The sequence below is a fragment of the Pseudomonas sp. PF05 genome, assembly GCF_056521845.1.
In genome coordinates this window covers 132,373-147,691 of record NZ_JBWLPW010000008.1, presented here as the reverse complement: position 1 = coordinate 147,691, position 15,319 = coordinate 132,373, and the positions used below count along the sequence as shown (strand labels likewise).

At 62.0% G+C, this 15,319-nt stretch carries 14 protein-coding genes; 9 read left to right on the top strand and 5 right to left on the bottom strand.

Annotated features, from left to right (window positions below; translation table 11 throughout):
- Positions 1–14 precede the first annotated feature (14 nt).
- Both AC09SL_RS15340 and AC09SL_RS15335 read right to left on the bottom strand, forming a co-directional pair.
- Entirely contained in the window at positions 15–1,238 is a 1,224-nt protein-coding gene (locus AC09SL_RS15340; RefSeq protein ID WP_064106984.1) for a type II and III secretion system protein family protein, read from the bottom strand.
- Between the two features lie 476 nt (positions 1,239–1,714).
- Positions 1,715–2,341: an alanyl-tRNA editing protein gene (locus AC09SL_RS15335; RefSeq protein WP_058542592.1), complete on the bottom strand. Its 627-nt coding sequence runs from the start codon at positions 2,339–2,341 to the stop codon at positions 1,715–1,717.
- Between the two features lie 90 nt (positions 2,342–2,431).
- Here AC09SL_RS15335 and AC09SL_RS15330 point away from each other — a divergent pair, with 90 nt between their 5' ends.
- The gene (locus AC09SL_RS15330) at positions 2,432–3,430 is read left to right on the top strand and encodes a LysR family transcriptional regulator (protein WP_058542593.1); all 999 of its coding nucleotides are present in this window, start codon (positions 2,432–2,434) and stop codon (positions 3,428–3,430) included.
- Between the two features lie 173 nt (positions 3,431–3,603).
- Here the strand turns inward: AC09SL_RS15330 and AC09SL_RS15325 are convergent, their stop codons facing one another.
- Positions 3,604–4,011 carry a PA2817 family protein gene (locus tag AC09SL_RS15325; protein ID WP_003204309.1) on the bottom strand — a complete coding sequence of 136 codons (408 nt, stop codon included), beginning with the start codon at positions 4,009–4,011 and terminating at the stop codon, positions 3,604–3,606.
- A gap of 101 nt (positions 4,012–4,112) precedes the next feature.
- Positions 4,113–6,560, bottom strand: coding sequence for an acyl-CoA dehydrogenase (locus AC09SL_RS15320; RefSeq protein ID WP_064106985.1), 2,448 nt, complete (start codon positions 6,558–6,560; stop codon positions 4,113–4,115).
- A gap of 416 nt (positions 6,561–6,976) precedes the next feature.
- Here AC09SL_RS15320 and AC09SL_RS15315 point away from each other — a divergent pair, with 416 nt between their 5' ends.
- The 4 genes from AC09SL_RS15315 to AC09SL_RS15300 all read left to right on the top strand — a co-directional run bounded on the left by AC09SL_RS15315 (position 6,977) and on the right by AC09SL_RS15300 (position 10,154).
- A complete protein-coding gene (locus AC09SL_RS15315; protein WP_058542361.1) occupies positions 6,977–7,636 on the top strand; it encodes a transglutaminase-like domain-containing protein in 660 nt (219 codons plus the stop codon).
- 44 nt (positions 7,637–7,680) lie between these two features.
- Positions 7,681–8,304: a glutathione S-transferase family protein gene (locus AC09SL_RS15310; RefSeq protein ID WP_058542365.1), complete on the top strand. Its 624-nt coding sequence runs from the start codon at positions 7,681–7,683 to the stop codon at positions 8,302–8,304.
- A 135-nt stretch (positions 8,305–8,439) separates the two neighbouring features.
- Positions 8,440–9,372: an ABC transporter ATP-binding protein gene (locus tag AC09SL_RS15305; protein ID WP_058542362.1), complete on the top strand. Its 933-nt coding sequence runs from the start codon at positions 8,440–8,442 to the stop codon at positions 9,370–9,372.
- 2 nt (positions 9,373–9,374) lie between these two features.
- The gene (locus AC09SL_RS15300; RefSeq protein WP_058542366.1) at positions 9,375–10,154 is read left to right on the top strand and encodes an ABC transporter permease; all 780 of its coding nucleotides are present in this window, start codon (positions 9,375–9,377) and stop codon (positions 10,152–10,154) included.
- 87 nt (positions 10,155–10,241) lie between these two features.
- Here AC09SL_RS15300 and AC09SL_RS15295 read toward each other — a convergent pair whose 3' ends face one another.
- Complete coding sequence (locus AC09SL_RS15295; RefSeq protein ID WP_058542363.1) at positions 10,242–10,757, bottom strand: DUF2062 domain-containing protein; 516 nt, start codon at positions 10,755–10,757, stop codon at positions 10,242–10,244.
- Between the two features lie 144 nt (positions 10,758–10,901).
- On the opposite strand from AC09SL_RS15295, the gene AC09SL_RS15290 reads away from it, so the two are divergent.
- The 4 genes from AC09SL_RS15290 to lpxK all read left to right on the top strand — a co-directional run bounded on the left by AC09SL_RS15290 (position 10,902) and on the right by lpxK (position 15,314).
- The gene (locus AC09SL_RS15290; RefSeq protein ID WP_064106986.1) at positions 10,902–13,148 is read left to right on the top strand and encodes a DNA internalization-related competence protein ComEC/Rec2; all 2,247 of its coding nucleotides are present in this window, start codon (positions 10,902–10,904) and stop codon (positions 13,146–13,148) included.
- A 95-nt stretch (positions 13,149–13,243) separates the two neighbouring features.
- Positions 13,244–13,879, top strand: coding sequence for a MotA/TolQ/ExbB proton channel family protein (locus tag AC09SL_RS15285; RefSeq protein ID WP_058544678.1), 636 nt, complete (start codon positions 13,244–13,246; stop codon positions 13,877–13,879).
- Positions 13,876–14,304 (top strand): ExbD/TolR family protein, encoded by a 429-nt coding sequence (locus tag AC09SL_RS15280; RefSeq protein ID WP_058544677.1) that lies wholly within the window; start codon positions 13,876–13,878, stop codon positions 14,302–14,304. Before AC09SL_RS15285 ends, AC09SL_RS15280 begins: the two co-directional genes overlap by 4 nt.
- Positions 14,304–15,314, top strand: coding sequence for a tetraacyldisaccharide 4'-kinase (gene lpxK / locus AC09SL_RS15275; RefSeq protein WP_058544676.1), 1,011 nt, complete (start codon positions 14,304–14,306; stop codon positions 15,312–15,314). The genes AC09SL_RS15280 and lpxK overlap by 1 nt, the downstream gene beginning before the upstream one ends.
- The last annotated feature ends 5 nt before the right edge of the window (positions 15,315–15,319 follow it).

Below are 15,319 nucleotides of genomic sequence, written 5' to 3'. Positions count from 1 at the left end.
CATCAGGCGCCGGCTCATTGGGAAAGCCCGCTGCGGTTGTCGAACTCGCCATGTTCGAGGAAGTACATGCGGTAGAAATTCGGGTCGTAATTACGCAGTTGCTCGCCCGGTAACGTCGGCAGTTGCGCGTCGGCGGCCAACGGTTGGACCAGGTGGGGGGTGACGATCATCAGCAGCTCGCGCTCTTCGCGGTTGATGGAGTTGTCGCGAAAGAACGCGCCGAGAATCGGCACATCGCCCAGCCCCGGAAACTTGTTCACCTGGGAGCTGTTGCGCGTGCTGATCAGGCCGCTGATGACGAAGCTTTCGCCGTCAGCCAGGGCGATACTGGTATCGGTACGGCGTACCGTCAGCGCCGGAACCAGCGTCCCGGCGATGTTCACGGCATTGGTGAAATCCAGCTCGCTGACTTCCGGTGCCACCTTCAGCATGATGCGATTTTTGCCGATGACGGTGGGCGTCAGGGTCAGGCGGATGCCGAACTCCTTGTACTCGATGGACACGTTGTCGCTGCCGGCACTGGGCACGGGGATCGGCACTTCGCCACCGGCCAGGAAGCTCGCGCTCTGCCCGCTGAGGGCCACCAGGCTCGGCCGCGCCAGGGTATAGGCGAAACCACTGCCTTCCAGTGCGTTGATCATCAACAGCGTTTTACCGGTGGCAAAGGACAGGTTGAACATGTCGTTATTGGCCGGCAATGAAGGCCGGACAATACCGCCGACGGTGGGCAAGGTCCTCGGCGAGCCGAACAGGAAGTTGCCACGGCTGCCAAAAATCGACGTCGAGGCTTCCTTGAGTTTGGTCCGGCTGACTTCAACGAAACGAATGTCGGTCTGCACCTGGGCGAGCAGCATCGGGTCTTCGGAAGGGATGCTCGCTGCGCTGGTCAGCGCCTCGGTGGCCCGGCCTTTGACAAAGACCATGCTCTGGCGCGGTATCTTCGAACAGTCGGTCCAGACCATCAGGCTGGTGGCGCCGGGCGCCAGGCCTGTGAGGATGAAGGCATCGCTGCCACTGGGCTGCACATCGGCAATTTTCGGGTCGCCGACTGCCAACTTCGTCACGGGGGCGAGGATGCGCAGTTCGCTCTGATGCCCTTGGCCGACCTCGAAGGTCGCTGGCAAATTGTCCAATTGCGAACAGTTTGCCGCGGCGGCCTGAGCCGCCTCCAAGCCAAGACCCATCCAGAACAGGCCATGAATGAAATGTTTTAGAACGGGAGCAGTGCGCTGGGTCATAAAGTGATCCTCGATAAAGAGACCATCCCTAGGCTTAACTATTTGCCTCGGATCACTTGAGAGGCCCGGGCTGCCCCTTTCCATCTCGCCTGACCGTTCATTTATTCCGGTTCCAGGCCTCGTCGCTACCAGCAAACGGGCGCATTTCACCGGCCTGACTGAAGGACAGGCTGCTTGCAAACAACGTTTCGGTACCCGGGGGCTCCGGGATGTTCGAAGGCAACGACGGTGTCGATCAGGTCGCTTCAGGAGCGTTGTGCCGACCCTGTCATCGCTTCTGTTTGACGGTAGTTCAAGCATGGCAAAGCGCCACGCATTGAATAAAAAAAATGACTTAAAAGTGACGGAAGGAAAGAGCTCGCTCAAAGAGGCGTCAATAATCTGTCTTTTTGTGTTGGGAAGGGCTGTTCGCAGGAGTGGATCTGGCAGGGGGAGGCGAGGCCTGCGAGCCATTCCTGGTCGCAGGGTCTGGCGGATCAGGCCACGTGATAGCGCACTGACAGTGTTCCTTTCTTTTGCGAAAGCGAGGCGATGGTGACTGTTCCCAACTCCTGCAGGCGCTGCACGTGAGTGCCGCCGCAACCATAGGCGGCCAGCTCGCCGAAACCGACTTCGCGCAGGCCTTCGCGTAACGTGATCAGGCGCGGCAGGTCGCCGGCAATCCATTCGTCGATGCCTTGCTGAATGATCGAGGTGTCCAGTTCCTGAGGATTATCCCCTGGCTGGAATTGCACGCGGCTTTCGCCAGGCCAGTGATGGGCCTTGATCGGTTTCCAGCCACGGGCCTGGGCGAAATGACCGATCAGGTGCCCAGCCGTGTGCAGGCGCGAATTCAACTGTCGGCGCTGCGCATCCACGCTGATCGCAGCCATGCCCAAGGGCACCGGGCCGTCGACGTAATGGACGATCTGTGGCCCTTCCTGGACCACGCGCAGGACCTGGCTTTCACCGATCCAGCCGGTGTCGCAGGGCTGACCGCCACCCTGGGGATGGAACAGCGTGGCGTGCAGCACCACGGCAAACTCATGTTCCCGGGGGCTGCAATCCAGGACTTCCACGTTGGCCTTGAGGTCATCGCTATGGAAAAAGAGGCGAAGCGTCATGTGCCATATCCACGTCAGAAATTGTGACGGAATTATAGGCAGGGCGTAAAAGGGTGATAATCCGTTCAAATTTCAAAGGACTGTTGCGCCATGAGCACAAATCTACCGTTGCCGTTGCTGGCCGAAATGGCCATCTTCGTCAAGGTCGTGGAGACCGGCAGCTTCTCCGAGGCGGCCCGCCAGTCAGGTACATCACCGTCGGCCATCAGCCGAAGTATTTCTCGCCTGGAGAAAGCCCTGGCGACCCGCTTGTTGCAACGCACCACCCGCAAGTTGCGTCTGAGCGATGGCGGGGAAGAGGTGTTCAAGCGCTGTCAGGAAATGGTCGCCGCCGCTCGGTCGGTGATGGAGATCAGCGGGCAGTTCTCCCAGGAGGCTGAAGGCCGCATCCGCGTCAGCGTGCCCAAGGCGGTGGGGCGTTTCGTGATTCATCCGCACATGCCCGAATTCTTGCGGCGTTATCCGAAGGTCGATGTGGAACTGTTCCTGGAGGATCGGCAGGTTGACCTGATCGATGATCACGTCGACCTGGCCATCCGGATTACCGACCAACCTCCGGTCGGGCTGGTGGGGCGTCAGTTGCTGACCATCGATCATCTGCTTTGCGCCACGCCGCAATACCTGGCTGAACACGGTACGCCCACGCATCCTCATGACCTGTTGGAACACAGTTGCATTTACCTGGGGGCAACGGCGAACGACTCGCGCTGGAAATTCAAGAAAGGCACCAAATCCGTCACTGTAGGCGTGCATGGACGCTACGCGGCCAATCACACGGGCGTGCGGTTGGGGGCCGTCTTGCAGCACATCGGCATTGGCAGCCTGCCGTACTTCACCGCCCGCCATGCCTTGGAGCAAGGCTTGATCGTGCAGGTATTGGCCGACTGGACGTTCCTGGCTTCCTATCACGGTGGCTTGTGGTTGCTGCATTCGCCAACCCGCTACCTGCCGCCCAAGCTGCGAGTGTTCATTGATTATCTGGTGGCGTGCCTGGAGAAGGAGCCGACCTTGAGCACGGCGAGCGGCGGGAGTGGCCCCGGCAAGGTCGCAACGGGTTATGAGTTGCCGCAGAGTGATGGGTTGTTATGACCGGCCTCATCGCGAGCAAGCTCGCTCCCACAGGATCTGCCGTGCACATGAATTGTATGATCAACCACAACCCCGTGTGGGAGCGAGCTTGCTCGCGATGGCGGCCGTCTGCTCAACACTATAAAAAAAGCCCGCCGGGTTAACCGCGCGGGCTTTTGCATGACGGATCGCAATCAGTGCTTGCTGTCCTGGTCCGACATCGCCAGCAGTTGCTTTTCCTGGTTCCAGTCGAAAGGCTCGTCGTTTTGCTCGGCTTCGAAACGACGTTCCTCCAGGGCCTGGTACAGGGCGATCTCTTCGTCGGGCATGTAGTGCAGGCAGTCGCCGGCGAAGTACCAGAGCAGGTCGCGAGGCACCAGGTGGGCGATCTGTGGATAACGGACGATCACTTGGCACAGCAGGTCCTGGCCCAGGTACTGGCTTTCGATCGGGTCGACGGGCAGTTGCGCGCGCAACTCGTCGAAGCGCTCCAGAAACAGGGCGTGGCTTTCTTCGGGCACCTGTTCGGCCTCACCCACGGCGACCAGGATGCTGCGCAAGTGGTCAAGCAAGACAAGGTGATCGGCAACGACATTGGACACGAGATAAGTCCTCAAGAGCAAAACGGGCGCAGGAGTATAAAGCCCTTGCGCCCGCTTTTATAGGTAGAGCTATAGGTGACGAGCGTAGCTGGCCGTCAGTATCAACGGACCTTGCCTTGCGCCAGCGTCAACTCGTCCTTATCGAAGTCATCCACATCGATGACCTTGCGCCGCGCCGCCTCGGCCGCGCGCAACGTCTGCGCTTCAGCGGTTTGCAGCACGCCCGCTTCCAGGGCGGCGTCGATGAGGGGTTCGCCCGGCGCTGGGTTGAGTTGACCCTGCTTGAGCGCGACGTGCAGCTTCTTGTGCAGCGGATGGGCGGCGGCCAGCAGGTCGGCGGCGTGTTGCAGGGCGCCCACTGGATCGTCGGTCGATTGCGGGCGATAGCAGCCCTGCAGCAACTCTTCGAGGGTCGGGTCACCCTTGGGCCGGCCGATGACCGCCGCCACCTCGGCGTCGAGCTTGTCGCTCGGGCCCTTGTGACGACGACCGAAGGGGAACACCACCAGGCGCAACAGGCAACCCAGCACCCGGTTCGGAAAGTTGCTCAGCAGTTCATCCAGCGCGCGCTCCGACTGGCCCAGGCTTTCCTCCATGGCCCAGGTGAACAGCGGTGTCATGTGGTCCGGCGAGTCCAGGTCGTGATAGCGCTTGAGCGCCGCGGACGCCAGGTACAGATTGCTCAATACGTCTCCCAAGCGGGCCGACAAGCGTTCCCGGCGTTTGAGTTCGCCCCCGAGCAGCATCATGCTCAAGTCCGCCAGCAGGGCGAATGCCGCGGCCTGCCGGTTGAGCGCGCGGAAATAACCTTGGCTCAAGGCATTGCCGGGCGCCTTCTCGAAATGCCCCAGGCCGAGGTTGAGCACCAGGGTACTGGCGGCGTTACTTATGGCAAAACCAATGTGCTTGAGCAACAAGGCGTCGAACTCGACCAGTGCCTGGTCTTTGTCTTCACGGCTTGCCAGGGCCATTTCCTTGAGCACGAACGGGTGACAGCGAATGGCGCCCTGGCCAAAGATCATCAGGTTGCGCGACAGGATGTTCGCGCCTTCGACCGTGATGAAGATCGGCGCACCTTGCCAGCTACGGCCCAGGTAGTTGTTCGGGCCCATGATGATGCCCTTGCCGCCATGCACGTCCATGGCGTGGCTGATGCACTCGCGACCGCGTTCGGTCAGGTGGTACTTGAGGATCGCCGACAGCACCGAGGGTTTCTCTCCCAGGTCCACGGCGTTGGCGGTCAGCATGCGTGCCGCGTCCATCATCCAGGCGTTGCCACCGATGCGCGCCATGGCTTCCTGGATACCTTCGAACGCCGACAACGGTACGTTGAATTGCTCGCGCACCTGGGCGTACTGGCCCGTCACCAGGCTGGTGAACTTAGCAGCACCGGTGCCCACCGCCGGCAGGGAAATCGAGCGCCCGACCGACAGGCAGTTCATCAGCATCATCCAGCCCTTGCCGAGCATGGCCTGGCCGCCGATGAGAAAGTCCAGCGGGATGAACACGTCCTTGCCCCAGTTCGGCCCGTTCATGAACGCCGCGCCAAGGGGCAGGTGACGGCGGCCGATCTGCACGCCAGGGGTGTCGGTGGGAATCAAGGCGAGGCTGATGCCCAGGTCTTCTTCATCGCCCAGCAGGTGATCGGGGTCATAGGCCTTGAAGGCCAGGCCCAGGAGGGTGGCCACCGGTCCCAGGGTGATGTAGCGCTTTTCCCAGTTCAGGCGCAGGCCCAGGGTTTCCTGGCCTTCCCATTCACCCTTGCAGATGATGCCGGTATCGGGCATCGCCCCGGCGTCGGAGCCGGCCAGCGGCCCGGTCAGGGCGAAGCAGGGAATGTCGTCGCCGCGGGCCAGTCGCGGCAGGTAATGGTTGCGTTGTTCGTCGGTGCCGTAGTGCAGCAACAGCTCGGCCGGGCCGAGGGAGTTGGGAACCATCACGGTGGAGGCCAGGTCGCCGCTGCGCGTGGCCAGTTTCATCGCCACCTGGGAATGGGCATAGGCAGAAAAGCCTTTGCCGCCGTATTCCTTGGGAATGATCAGCGCGAAGAACCCGTGCTCCTTGATATGAGCCCAGGCTTCGGGCGGCAGGTCCATGGCCTGGCCGATCTGCCAGTCGCTGACCATCGCGCAGAGGGCTTCGGTGGGGCCGTCGAGGAACGCCTGCTCCTCCTCGGTCAGTTGCACCTTGGGGTAGGCCAGCAGCAAATCCCAGTCCGGGCGGCCGCTGAACAGTTCGCCGTCCCACCACACCGTGCCGGCATCGATGGCGTCGCGCTCGGTCTCGGACATGGGTGGCAGGGTTTTCTGGAACCAGTCGAACATCGGCGCGCTGAAATACTTGCGGCGCAGGTCCGGTAGCAGCAGCGGGGCCGCGACGGCGGCGAGCGCTACCCAGAAGATCAGCATCAGCCAGCCGGGAGCCGGGCTGAACAGGCTCATGGCCAGCAGGTAGGCCGCGATGATGCCCAGCGCGGTCAACGGAGCGGTGCGCCGATGCGCCAGCCAGGCTTTACCGACGACCAGAACCAGTATCCACAACAACAGCATATGTAATCCTCCGTGAACCAAGGCAAAACCGACCCTCAGAGCTTAGACGGCATCTGCAGAAACGGCGCTCGGCGTGATGTGATTGATTTCGTGGGAAACCTTGGATGCATTGCGCCAGTCTGGTTGGCAACAAGCGCGGGAAATCGTTCGTTAACAAGGTGAGAAAACGCCATTGTTTGGCCGGAATGCCGTTATCGCTGGGCTGGGGCTGTGGATAAACTCAAGGCAAGCCCTCCCGTAGGAGCTGTCGAGTGCAACGAGGCTGCGATCTTTTGATCTTGATTTCGATCTGTCGGTCTTTCGCTCAGGATGCAATTGTCTGGGGAAAGATCGCAGCCTCGTTTCACTCGACAGCTCCTACACAGCTCCTACACAGCTCATACGGGTGGTGATGTATCCCGAGAGGTCTTTCCTTTATGCAGCAATACCTGAACCCCGGCCCCTTCATCGACAGCGATCATCCCGCGGTCATCGACTTCACCGAAACCCACCGCGGTACCGACCGCGACCCGCTGGCGCAAGCGGTCAGCCTGTATTACGCGGTGCGCGAAGCGGTGCGCTACAACCCCTACACCTTCAGTCGCGACCCGGCGACCCTGCGCGGCAGTTACGCGCTGGCTGCAGGCCAAAGCTATTGCGTGCCCAAGGCTACCTTGCTGGCCGGCTGCGCCCGGCATTGCGGCATCCCGGCGCGCATCGGCCTGGCGGATGTCCGCAATCACTTGTCCACGCCGCGCTTGCTGGAGTTGCTCAGGAGCGACGTGTTCGCCATGCACGGTTATACCGAGCTGTACCTGAACGACCGCTGGGTCAAGGCCACGCCGGCATTCAACCAGGGGCTGTGCGAGTTGTTCGACGTGGCCCCGCTGGAATTCGACGGTCGCCACGACAGCGTTTTCCACCCGTTCAATCGGCAAGGGGCGAAGCTGATGGAGTACGTCACCGACCACGGCCCGTTCGCCGATGTGCCCGAAGTGTTCTTCTTCGAACACCTGGAGAAATGCTACCCGCACCTGTTCGGCGAGCAGGTGCCGCTCTTGCTCGGCGACTTGAAGGGTGATTTGAGTCGTGCCTGATCCGGCGTATGCTGCGGCGGCATTTATCCATCGAGGACGCCGAGATGCTGAAGATATGGGGCCGGAAAAATTCATCGAATGTGCGCAAGGCGTTGTGGTGCGCAGAAGAGCTGGGGCTGGCCTACGAGGCCATTGATGCGGGCGGGGCATTCGGAGTGGTGGACACGCCCGAGTACCGTGGGAAAAACCCCAATGGTCGGGTGCCGATGATCGAAGACGACGGCTTTGTTCTCTGGGAATCCAACACCATCGTGCGTTACCTGGCTGCTCGCCATGCGTCGGGTTCGGCTTGGTATCCCGCTGACGTACAGGCACGGGCCCAGGCTGAAAAATGGATGGACTGGACCACCTCCAGTTTTGCCGCACCGTTTCGCACCGTGTTCTGGGGAGTCTTGCGCACCCCGGCCGAGCAACAGGACTGGGCGGCTATCAACGCGGCGATCAAAGAGTGCGACGACTTGCTGGCGATGGTCGAGCAGACCTTGAGTGAGCAGCCCTATCTGTCGGGTGATGAAATCGGCATGGGTGACATTCCCCTGGGCAGTTTCATTTATGCCTGGTTCGAGATGCCCATCCAGCGCGCGGAGCTACCTGGCGTGCAGGCCTGGTACGCGCGGTTGCAGCAGCGTGCGGCCTACCGCAAGGCTGTCATGACCGCGTTGACTTAATACTTACTATCGACACACTTGACTGTACTTGTGCGGCGACGCCAAGCACCATTGCCTTCGTGCGCCGTGGTTGCATTGCTCGCCGCCCGCCCTTATCTATTCTTTCCTCCCTCCCTTCTTGGTGCGTAATCCGATATGAGTTCCGCTCTGTCCATCCGGCAGCTAACCAAAACCTACGGCAACGGTTTCCAGGCCTTGAGTGGTATCGATCTGGACGTCGCCGAAGGTGATTTCTTCGCCTTGCTCGGCCCGAACGGTGCCGGTAAATCCACCACCATCGGCATTCTTTCCACGCTGGTGAACAAGACCAGCGGCACGGTGAATGTCTTTGGTCATGACCTGGACCGCGAGCCCGCCGCCCTCAAGCGCTGCATCGGCGTGGTGCCCCAGGAGTTCAACTTCAACCAGTTCGAAAAGACCTTCGACATCGTCGTGACCCAGGCCGGTTACTACGGCATCCCGCCGAAGATCGCCAACGAGCGCGCCGAGCAGTACCTGACCCAACTGGGCCTGTGGGACAAGCGCGACGTGCCGTCCCGTTCATTGTCCGGCGGCATGAAGCGTCGCCTGATGATTGCCCGCGCGCTGGTGCATGAGCCGCGCCTGCTGATCCTCGACGAACCGACCGCTGGCGTGGACATCGAACTGCGTCGTTCGATGTGGAGCTTCCTCACCGAGCTGAACCAGAAAGGCATCACCATCATCCTCACTACCCATTACCTGGAAGAGGCTGAGCAGTTGTGCCGCAACATCGGCATCATCGACCACGGCACCATCGTCGAGAACACCAGCATGCGCCAGTTGCTCAGCCAACTGCATGTGGAAACCTTCCTGCTGGACCTGAAAAACGACCTGAAGGCGGTACCCCAGCTCATGGGTTATCCAGCCCGCCTGGTAGACAGCCACACCCTGGAAGTCCAGGTGGACAAAGCCGTGGGCATTACCGGCTTGTTCGCCCAACTGGCGCTGCAAAACATTGAAGTGCAGAGCCTGCGCAACAAAACCAATCGCCTCGAGGAGTTGTTCGTGTCCCTGGTGGAGAAAAATCTGGCGAAGGTGGCGGTATGAGCATGAGTTCCGAACTGCGCCCCAACCTCATCGCCCTCAATACCATCGTTTACCGTGAAGTCCGGCGTTTCATGCGGATCTGGCCGCAGACGTTGCTGCCGCCCGCCATCACCATGGTCTTGTACTTCGTGATCTTCGGTAACCTGATCGGCCGGCAAATTGGCGACATGGGTGGTTTCACCTACATGGACTACATCGTGCCGGGGCTGATCATGATGTCGGTGATCACCAACTCCTACGGCAACGTGGTGTCCAGTTTCTTCGGCAGCAAGTTCCAGCGTTCGATCGAAGAACTGATGGTCTCGCCGGTGTCGCCCCATACGATCCTCATCGGCTACACCCTGGGCGGTGTGCTGCGAGGCCTGGCGGTGGGCCTGATCGTGACCCTGTTGTCGTTGTTCTTCACCCATTTGCAGGTGCATCATCTGGGGGTAACGGTATTGGTGGTGGTACTCACGGCCACGATCTTTTCACTGCTGGGTTTCATCAATGCCGTGTTTGCGCGCAACTTCGATGACATCTCCATCATCCCGACGTTCGTGCTGACGCCGCTGACCTACCTGGGCGGGGTGTTCTACTCGATTTCCCTGCTGCCGCCGTTCTGGCAGACCGTGTCCTTGGCCAACCCGGTGTTGCACATGGTCAACGCCTTTCGCTACGGCATTCTCGGGGTGTCGGACATCAAGATCAGCATCGCCATTACCTTCATGCTGGTGGCGACCGTGGTGCTTTACCTCGGTTGCGCGCGGTTGCTGGTCAGCGGGCGCGGGATGCGTACCTAACCCCCCTGTGGGAGCGAGATTGCTCGCGATAGCGCCAGTCGAAGCGTCACTAAAAAGGCCTCCATTCCCAGGAGGCCTTTTTGCATTTCACATCCGGCTTTTCTTGCGCCGCTTCCACTGTCGGGCGACCCACCAGCGCCAGTAACTCATGGTGACGAAGTAGGCGAGGGAACCGAGTACCAGGCCGGTCACCACCGAACCGAGCAGGAACGGCTGCCACAAGGTGGACAACTGGCCGCTGATCCATTCCCAGGTCAGTTCTTCGGGCAGCGTCCGGGCGGGCACGTCCATCAGCCAGGCGCCAGCCTGGTAAGTGCAGAAGAATACCGCCGGCATGGTGATCGGATTGGTCAGCCACACCAGGCTCACCGCAATCGGCATGTTGCCGCGCACCGTGATGGCCAGTGCGGCGGCCAGCAACATTTGCAACGGGATCGGCAAGAATGCGGCAAACAGGCCGACAGCCATCGCCCGGGCTACAGAGTGCCGATTGAGGTGCCAAAGGTTGGGATCGTGCAGCAGGGTGCCGAGAAAACGTAAGGATTTATGTTCCCGAATGCTCTCTGGGTCTGGCATGTAACGTTTGAAAAGGCGCCGGGGCATAAGGCTTCTCGGTCGGTTCAACGCATTAAGGCCGCAAGTATGTCCGGATTCTACGGTCGACAGATTCAGACTTTGTGACAATTGATAACGCCCGCGGTGCCGCGGACCGTCTATGCCTCAAGAGGGTACTCTCAAGGACGGGTTATGCGCACAGGGTTAGTCGCGCTTGCACTGGGGCTGTTGGCCCCGATTTTTTTGCCGGTACTGCCGCCGTTGTGGCTGATTGCTGCCATGCCGGTGCTGGCACTGATGGCGTTGCCGTTTCGAACCTATCCACTGGGTTTTTTCCTGTTCGGGCTGGCCTGGGCCTGCCTGTCGGCGCAGTGTGCGCTGGACGAACGGTTACCCATCGCGCTCGACGGCGAAACCCGCTGGGTCGAGGGGCGGGTGGTCGGTTTGCCGCAACAGGGCGAAGGCGTGGTGCGCTTCGAACTGGCCGATGCCCACTCACGTCGTACCCGACTACCGGCGACGATGCGCCTTGCCTGGTTCGGTGGTCCGCCGGTCAGCAGCGGCGAACGATGGCGATTGGCGGTGAAGCTCAAGCGGCCCTCCGGGCTGTTGAACCCGCACGGCTTCGACTATGCCGCCTGGTTGCTGAGCCGCGGCGTCGGCGCGACCGGTACGATCAAGGATGGCCGTCTCCTGCAAGCGGCCCGGGGGGCCTGGCGCGATGAGGTGCGCCAGGCGCTGGCACAGGTCGATGCCCACGGTCGCTCCGGTGCGCTGGCGGCTCTGGTCCTGGGCGACGGGGGCGGGCTGAGTCGCGAGGATTGGCAGGTGCTGCAAGACACCGGCACCGTCCACTTGCTGGTGATCTCCGGGCAACACATTGGCCTGCTCGCCGGCCTGGTGTACCTGTTGGTGGCCGGTGCGGCGCGTTATGGCCTGTGGCCGGTGGGGCTGGCCTGGTTGCCTTGGGCTTGTGCGTTGGCCTTCTGCGCCGCTCTGGGCTACGGCTTGCTCGCCGGCTTCGAGGTGCCGGTGCGACGGGCCTGCGCGATGATCGGCCTGGTGTTGCTGTGGCGCTGGCGTTTCAAACAGCCAGATCCGTGGTGGGCATGGCTGCTGGCCTTCGTCGGGGTGCTGGTGTTCGACCCGCTTGCCAGCTTGCGGCCGGGGTTCTGGTTGTCGTTTGCGGCCGTCGCCATATTGATGTTCACCTTTGGCGCTCGCCTGGGGCCCTGGCGCTGGTGGCAGACCTGGACCCGTGCCCAGTGGCTGGTTGCGCTCGGCCTGTGTCCGTTGTTGTTGATCGTGGGCTTGCCGGTCAGCCTCAGCGGGCCATTGGTGAACCTGCTCGCGGTGCCTTGGATCAGCCTGTTGGTATTGCCGCCAGCGCTGCTTGGCACGGCGTTGTTGCCGGTGCCGCTCATGGGCGAAAGTCTGCTGTGGATCGCCGGAGGGCTGCTCGATCTGCTGTTCAAGGGGCTGACGCTGGTTGCCGGACGAATGCCGGCCTGGGTCCCGACTGCAGTCCCGCCCTGGGCCTTGGGTATCGCCGCCTTCGGTGCTTTTTTGCTGCTGTTGCCCAAAGGTGTGCCGCTGCGTGTACTGGGGTGGCCGATGGTGTTGCTGATGGTTTTTCCACCGCAAGAACACCTGCCGCAAGGGCAAGCCGAGATCTGGCAACTGGACGTGGGCCAAGGGTTGGCGGTGTTGGTGCGGACTCGGCGGCACACCCTGCTTTACGACGCCGGGCCGCGCTTTGGCGAGGCTGACGTGGGCGAGCGCGTCGTGCTGCCGACCTTGCGCAAATTGGGTGTGCGCGGCTTGGACCTGATGTTGCTCAGCCATGCCGACGCCGATCATGCTGGCGGTGCCCGTGCCGTGCGCAATGGGTTGCCAACGATGGAAGTGATCAGCGGCGATCCTGACGCGCTGCCCGCCGAGCTGCTGGCCGGGCCTTGTGACAGTGGCAGGCGCTGGGAATGGGACGGGGTCGGGTTCGAGCTGTGGCGGTGGGCCTCTGCTGTCGAGAGCAACCAGAAGTCCTGCGTCTTGCTGGTCGAGGCCGGCGGCGAGCGCCTGCTGCTGACCGGCGATATCGACACCCCTGCCGAGCGCGCTTTGCTCGACGAGGCCCTGGCGGTGCCGATCCAGTGGCTGGCCGCGCCGCATCACGGCAGCCGCAGTTCGTCGTCGATGGCGTTGCTGTCACGTCTCAAGCCGCATTCGGTATTGATCTCCCGAGGGCAGGGCAACGCGTTCGGCCACCCTCATCCCCAGGTGATCGCCCGGTATCGACGCTCGGGCCTGGCGATCTACGACAGCGCCGAGCAGGGCGCCATTCGTCTGCAATTGGGGGCTTTCGAGGTGCCGCGCGCCGAGGCCAGGCACCGACGTTATTGGCGTGATTCGCCCGCAGTCGGGCCACCGGGGCAATATTGATCCAGCGCAATCGGCTGATGCGCTTATCGGTGGGGCGGGTCTGCAACGCGAGTCTGTGTGATAAAGTGGCGCACTTTTTCGAGGGGGCAGTCACTGTGTGGGAATTGGTCAAATCCGGCGGCTGGATGATGTTGCCGATCATTCTGAGTTCCATCGTGGCACTGGGTATCGTTGCCGAACGCCTGTGGACCCTGCGGGCCAGCCGCGTGACCCCGGAGCATCTGCTCGGGCAGGTCTGGGTCTGGATCAAGGACAAGCAACTGAACAAGGACAAGCTCAAGGAGCTGCGTGCCAGCTCGCCGCTGGGGGAGGTCCTCGCCGCCGGCCTGGCGAACTCCAAGCATGGTCGCGAGATCATGAAGGAGTGCATCGAGGAAGCCGCTGCCCGGGTCATCCATGAACTGGAGCGCTATATCAGCACCCTGGGGACCATCGCTGCCATGTCCCCCCTGTTGGGCCTGCTGGGTACGGTGCTGGGCATGATCGACATCTTCAGCGCGTTCACCGGCTCCGGCATGACCACTAACGCCGCAGTACTGGCGGGGGGCATTTCCAAAGCCTTGATCACCACCGCCGCCGGCCTGATGGTGGGTATTCCGGCCGTGTTCTTCCACCGGTTCCTGCAACGCCGCGTCGACGAGTTGGTGGTCGGCATGGAGCAGGAAGCCATCAAGCTGGTCGAGGTGGTGCAGGGGGACCGTGACGTGGACCTGGCTGGGGGCAAGAAGTGAAATTCCGCCGCAAGCCACGGGAAAACATCGAGATCAACCTCGCGTCCCTGATCGACGTGGTGTTCATCCTGCTGCTGTTTTTCGTCGTGACCACCACATTCACCCGGGAAACCCAGCTCAAGGTTGAATTGCCGCAGGCCGTCAGCGGCTCGCCGGCCGAAGACCAGCAACTGAAGAACCTGGAAATCACCATCAGCGCCGAAGGGGCGTTCTCGGTGAATAACCAATTGCTGCCCAAGAGCGACCTGGCGAGCCTGATTGAGGCCCTGCAGAAGGAGTCTGGCGGCGACACCACCCTGCCGCTGTCCATCAGCGCTGACGGCAAGACCCCTCATCAATCGGTGATCACCGCCATGGACGCGGCCGGCAAGCTCGGTTTCAGCCATCTGCGCATGACCACGGTCGAGGCGGCTCCCGCACCCTGATGGCCATGTCCGATCGATTGCTTGCCGCGTGGTACGAAGGTCACCCGGCCCTGACCCTGCTACGGCCGCTGGAGTGGTTGTACCGACGGGTGGTGGTGGGTAAGCGCGAGCGTTTCCTGGCGGGTGAAGGGTCGATCTATCAGCCCCCCGTGCCGTTGGTGGTGGTGGGCAATATCACGGTCGGCGGCACCGGCAAGACGCCGTTGATTTTGTGGATGATCCAGCACTGCCAGCGCAGTGGCCTGCGGGTCGGTGTGGTCAGCCGGGGGTACGGCGCCAAGCCGCCGCAGCTGCCGTGGCGCGTCGCGGCCGAGCAGGGCGCCGATGTCGCGGGTGATGAGCCGCTGTTGATCGTCCAGCGCACAGGTGTGCCGTTGATGATCGACCCTGATCGCAGTCGCGCGATCCAGGCGTTGCTGGAGGCCGAACCGCTGGACCTGATCCTGTCCGACGACGGCATGCAGCATTATCGAATGGCCCGGGACCTCGAGTTGGTGTTGATCGACAACGCCCGTGGCCTGGGCAACCGGCGTTGCCTGCCTGCCGGGCCGTTGCGCGAGCCGGTCGAGCGCCTGCAATCGGTCGACGCGGTGCTGTACAACGGCGCCAGCGCCGACCGCGAAGACGGTTTCGCCTTCGAGTTGCGTCCCACCGTACTGGTGAACCTGGCCAGCGGCGAACGGCGCTCCCTTGAGCATTTTCCACCCGGCCAGGCCCTGCATGCCGTGGCCGGCATCGGCAATCCCCAGCGTTTCTTCAAGACCCTCGAAACGCTACACTGGCGGCCAATACCGCATGGGTTTGCCGACCACGCCGAATACAGCGCCCAGGCCCTGAGTTTCACGCCATCGCTGCCGGTGGTCATGACGGAAAAGGACGCAGTCAAATGCCGTGCCTTCGCCGGCCCCGACTGGTGGTACCTGGCGGTAGACGCCGCGCCGTCACCGGCCTTCGCGGCCTGGTTCGATACGCAGTTGATGCGCCTGTTGCCGGATCGGCTTTTGCCTTAAAACCT